Genomic DNA, 5703 nt, shown 5'->3' on the forward strand with positions numbered 1-5703 from the left:
GTTTTCTGCCTGCTCAGGTCCGTCGTCGGGTTGTACCGGCAGCGCTGCTCAGCGGAAGATAAGATGTAGCGCCACAAACGCCACGGCCCCGCCTGTTGGGGGGCGGGGCCGGGAGTGGTGTAAGGAGCCTGACGATTACCTACTTTCACACGGGCAATCCGCACTATCATCGGCGTGGAGTCGTTTCACGGTCCTGTTCGGGATGGGAAGGGGTGGGACCGACTCGCTATGGTCATCAGGCATGACGGGTTGCCGCGTCGCTGTGGTGAGCGCCGCAGCCAATCGGGAAGAAGCGTAAAGAATATGTATCCGGGTTGCGTTGTTTCGTGTGGCACAACGTCGATCACTGCGCCTGTGTGCTCCCCCCTTCGGGGGCGGGGTCCGGGTCAATGCTGAAGCATTAACCATGACCGCGAAACACACCGGTTATAGGATCAAGCCTTACGGGCAATTAGTATCAGTTAGCTTAACGCATTACTGCGCTTCCACACCTGACCTATCAACGTCCTGGTCTTGAACGACCCTTCAAGGGGCTCGAAGCCCCGGGGATATCTCATCTCAAGGCGAGTTTCCCGCTTAGATGCTTTCAGCGGTTATCTCTTCCGAACATAGCTACCCGGCGATGCCACTGGCGTGACAACCGGTACACCAGAGGTTCGTCCACTCCGGTCCTCTCGTACTAGGAGCAGCCCCCTTCAAATATCCAGCGCCCACGGCAGATAGGGACCAAACTGTCTCACGACGTTTTAAACCCAGCTCACGTACCTCTTTAAATGGCGAACAGCCATACCCTTGGGACCGGCTACAGCCCCAGGATGAGATGAGCCGACATCGAGGTGCCAAACACCGCCGTCGATATGAACTCTTGGGCGGTATCAGCCTGTTATCCCCAGAGTACCTTTTATCCGTTGAGCGATGGCCCTTCCATACAGAACCACCGGATCACTATGACCTGCTTTCGCACCTGCTCGACTTGTCAGTCTCGCAGTCAAGCACGCTTATGCCATTGCACTATCAGCACGATTTCCGACCGTACCTAGCGTACCTTCGTACTCCTCCGTTACACTTTGGGAGGAGACCGCCCCAGTCAAACTGCCCACCATGCACTGTCCCCGATCCGGATCACGGACCAAGGTTAGAACCTCAAACAAACCAGGGTGGTATTTCAAGGACGGCTCCACGCAAACTGGCGTTCACGCTTCACAGCCTCCCACCTATCCTACACAAGCCGGTTCAAAGTCCAATGCAAAGCTGCAGTAAAGGTTCATGGGGTCTTTCCGTCTAGCCGCGGGGAGATTGCATCATCACAAACACTTCAACTTCGCTGAGTCTCGGGAGGAGACAGTGTGGCCATCGTTACGCCATTCGTGCAGGTCGGAACTTACCCGACAAGGAATTTCGCTACCTTAGGACCGTTATAGTTACGGCCGCCGTTTACCGGGACTTCAATCAAGAGCTTGCACCCCATCATTTAATCTTCCGGCACCGGGCAGGCGTCACACCCTATACGTCCACTTTCGTGTTTGCAGAGTGCTGTGTTTTTATTAAACAGTCGCAGCCACCAGTTTATTGCAACCCTTTCACCCTTTGCGCGCAGGCGCATCAAGCTACCAGGGCGTACCTTATCCCGAAGTTACGGTACCAGTTTGCCGAGTTCCTTCTCCCGAGTTCTCTCAAGCGCCTTAGAATACTCATCTCGCCCACCTGTGTCGGTTTGCGGTACGGTCAATGTGAAACTGAAGCTTAGAGGCTTTTCCTGGAACCCCTTCCAGTTGCTTCGCTTCCGAAGAAGCTCGCGCCACGCCCTTGAATTGCGTGCCCGGATTTGCCAGAGCACCTTCTCCAACGCAGCGACCGGGACTTCCAACACCCGGACAACCTTCCGCGATCCGTCCCCCCATCGCATTTCACACTGGTGCAGGAATATTGACCTGCTTCCCATCAGCTACGCATTTCTGCCTCGCCTTAGGGGCCGACTCACCCTACGCCGATGAACGTTGCGTAGGAAACCTTGGGCTTACGGCGAGGGGGCCTTTCACCCCCTTTATCGCTACTCATGTCAGCATTCGCACTTCCGATACCTCCAGCACACCTTACAGTGCACCTTCGCAGGCTTACGGAACGCTCTCCTACCATGCGTGCAAAGCACGCATCCGCAGCTTCGGTATATGGCTTAGCCCCGTTACATCTTCCGCGCAGGACGACTCGATCAGTGAGCTATTACGCTTTCTTTAAAGGGTGGCTGCTTCTAAGCCAACCTCCTGACTGTTTTAGCCTTCCCACTTCGTTTCCCACTTAGCCATATTTGGGGACCTTAGCTGGCGGTCTGGGTTGTTTCCCTCTTGACACCGGACGTTAGCACCCGATGTCTGTCTCCCGTGATTGCACTCTTCGGTATTCGGAGTTTGCTATGGCGAGGTAATCCGCAATGGACCCCTCAACCATGACAGTGCTCTACCCCCGAAGGTGATACACGAGGCACTACCTAAATAGTTTTCGGAGAGAACCAGCTATTTCCAGGTTTGTTTAGCCTTTCACCCCTATCCACAGCTCATCCCCTGACTTTTCAACGTCAGTGGGTTCGGACCTCCAGTACGTGTTACCGCACCTTCATCCTGGCCATGGATAGATCACCTGGTTTCGGGTCTACACCCAGCGACTGGATCGCCCTGTTCGGACTCGCTTTCGCTACGCCTGCCCTAATCGGTTAAGCTCGCCACTGAATGTAAGTCGCTGACCCATTATACAAAAGGTACGCCGTCACCCCTTGCGAGGCTCCGACTGTTTGTATGCATGCGGTTTCAGGATCTGTTTCACTCCCCTCCCGGGGTTCTTTTCGCCTTTCCCTCACGGTACTGGTTCACTATCGGTCGATCACGAGTATTTAGCCTTGGAGGATGGTCCCCCCATCTTCAGACAGGATTTCACGTGTCCCGCCCTACTTCTCGCATACCCAGTTCTTTCTCACTGTTTTCGCCTACGGGGCTATCACCCGCTATGGCCGCACTTTCCAGAGCGCTCGGCTAACAGTAAAAATAAAGTATGCAGGCTGCTCCCATTTCGCTCGCCACTACTTTGGGAATCTCGGTTGATTTCTTTTCCTGCGGTTACTTAGATGTTTCAGTTCACCGCGTTCGCTTCACTGAACCTATGTATTCAGTTCAGGATGACCCATACGGGCCGGGTTTCCCCATTCGGACATCGGCGGATCAAAGCTCGTTTGCCAGCTCCCCGCCGCTTTTCGCAGGCTACCGCGTCCTTCATCGCCTGTGATCGCCAAGGCATCCACCACATGCACTTGTTCGCTTGACCCTATAACGGGTGTGTCTCTTTCCGATTCACCACCGCTACAGGCTGAGTTTTCGCGTTGTGCCGTATTCCAAAGCCCTCTTTCGAGGAACTTAAAAATACTTCGATACAATCACAACCCTGATTCGCCTACTCACGCGCCCATCTCCAGGCACCCTTTCGCGAATCTCTTTACTACTTCTTCCTGATTGTTAAAGAACGACAGCCGGCATGCATACCGCCCATACCGCGCTGACTGGCGCAATTGCCAATGCGAAGCCTTCTGCATCGCGCAGAACACTGTGCACTGGTAACTGGTGGAGGATGACGGGATCGAACCGACGACCCCCTGCTTGCAAAGCAGGTGCTCTCCCAGCTGAGCTAATCCCCCGCACTGACCACAACCCCGGGGCATCCGCTCACTCTCACCGCAGACAACGTGGTGGGTCTGGTTGGATTCGAACCAACGACCCCCGCCTTATCAAGACGGTGCTCTAACCGACTGAGCTACAGACCCCTGAGCCTGTCTCTGAACTCAACAGCCGACAGATGTGAGCGCTCAACGTTGAACGCGTAAGCTCTGGAAAGGAGGTGATCCAGCCGCACCTTCCGATACGGCTACCTTGTTACGACTTCACCCCAGTCATGAATCCTACCGTGGTGACCGTCCTCCTTGCGGTTAGACTAGCCACTTCTGGTAAAACCCACTCCCATGGTGTGACGGGCGGTGTGTACAAGACCCGGGAACGTATTCACCGCGGCATGCTGATCCGCGATTACTAGCGATTCCAGCTTCACGCAGTCGAGTTGCAGACTGCGATCCGGACTACGATCGGTTTTCTGGGATTGGCTCCACCTCGCGGCTTCGCGACCCTCTGTTCCGACCATTGTATGACGTGTGAAGCCCTACCCATAAGGGCCATGAGGACTTGACGTCATCCCCACCTTCCTCCGGTTTGTCACCGGCAGTCTCCCTGGAGTGCTCTTGCGTAGCAACCAGGGACAAGGGTTGCGCTCGTTGCGGGACTTAACCCAACATCTCACGACACGAGCTGACGACAGCCATGCAGCACCTGTGTTACGGCTCCCTTTCGGGCACAACCACCTCTCGGCAGTCTTCCGTACATGTCAAGGGTAGGTAAGGTTTTTCGCGTTGCATCGAATTAATCCACATCATCCACCGCTTGTGCGGGTCCCCGTCAATTCCTTTGAGTTTTAATCTTGCGACCGTACTCCCCAGGCGGTCAACTTCACGCGTTAGCTACGTTACCAAGCCAATGAAGGCCCGACAACCAGTTGACATCGTTTAGGGCGTGGACTACCAGGGTATCTAATCCTGTTTGCTCCCCACGCTTTCGTGCATGAGCGTCAGTATTGGCCCAGGGGGCTGCCTTCGCCATCGGTGTTCCTCCACATCTCTACGCATTTCACTGCTACACGTGGAATTCCACCCCCCTCTGCCATACTCCAGCGCTGCAGTCACCAATGCAGTTCCCAGGTTAAGCCCGGGGATTTCACATCGGTCTTACAGCACCGCCTGCGCACGCTTTACGCCCAGTAATTCCGATTAACGCTCGCACCCTACGTATTACCGCGGCTGCTGGCACGTAGTTAGCCGGTGCTTATTCTTCCGGTACCGTCATCCCCCCCAGGTATTAACCGGGAGGTTTTCTTTCCGGACAAAAGTGCTTTACAACCCGAAGGCCTTCTTCACACACGCGGCATTGCTGGATCAGGGTTGCCCCCATTGTCCAAAATTCCCCACTGCTGCCTCCCGTAGGAGTCTGGGCCGTGTCTCAGTCCCAGTGTGGCTGGTCGTCCTCTCAGACCAGCTACAGATCGTCGCCTTGGTAGGCCTTTACCCCACCAACCAGCTAATCTGCCATCGGCCGCCCCTTGAGCGCGAGGCCTTTCGGTCCCCCGCTTTCCTCCACAGAGCGTATGCGGTATTAATCCGGCTTTCGCCGGGCTATCCCCCACTCCAGGACACGTTCCGATGTCTTACTCACCCGTTCGCCACTCGCCGCCAGGCCGAAGCCCGCGCTGCCGTCCGACTTGCATGTGTAAGGCATGCCGCCAGCGTTCAATCTGAGCCAGGATCAAACTCTTCAGTTCAAACCTGTTACTGTTTTCGGTTCTGTTACGAACCGGTCGCTCACTCAAAATCACTGACAGATGGTTCGATCGGGTTTCTCAACCCCATCGAACCTTCCTCAATTACTTCTGTGTGAGTCTCGATTACTTTTGCCATCAGCGGTTCCGGAGAACCGCCGTGCGCCGTCATCGAGCACCCACATCTGTCGGCTGTTAGTTTTTAAAGAACATCCGCACGAGGCGCCTTGCCTTCGCTGCGTTGCTGCATCAGCAGCAGAGAAACGAGATTATGAAGAACCTTCCGGCTTCCGTCAACAGGTT

The 5703-nt window shown here is 55.3% G+C and carries 2 tRNA genes and 3 rRNA genes; all 5 read right to left on the minus strand.

The features are described from left to right. Positions 1-126: 126 nt before the first annotated feature. A 5S ribosomal RNA gene (gene rrf / locus BN2476_RS40250) occupies positions 127-240 on the minus strand. A gap of 190 nt (positions 241-430) precedes the next feature. Next, a 23S ribosomal RNA gene (locus BN2476_RS40255) occupies positions 431-3312 on the minus strand. Between the two features lie 291 nt (positions 3313-3603). Further along, a tRNA-Ala gene (locus BN2476_RS40260) sits at positions 3604-3679 on the minus strand. A gap of 49 nt (positions 3680-3728) precedes the next feature. Then, a tRNA-Ile gene (locus BN2476_RS40265) sits at positions 3729-3805 on the minus strand. 67 nt (positions 3806-3872) lie between these two features. Next, positions 3873-5403: ribosomal RNA gene (locus BN2476_RS40270) — 16S ribosomal RNA — on the minus strand. Together the 16S, 23S and 5S rRNA genes with 2 tRNA genes alongside form the textbook arrangement of a ribosomal RNA operon. Positions 5404-5703: the final 300 nt, after the last annotated feature.

Origin of the sequence: Paraburkholderia piptadeniae (genome assembly GCF_900007165.1) — a bacterium.
Classification (GTDB): domain Bacteria; phylum Pseudomonadota; class Gammaproteobacteria; order Burkholderiales; family Burkholderiaceae; genus Paraburkholderia; species Paraburkholderia piptadeniae.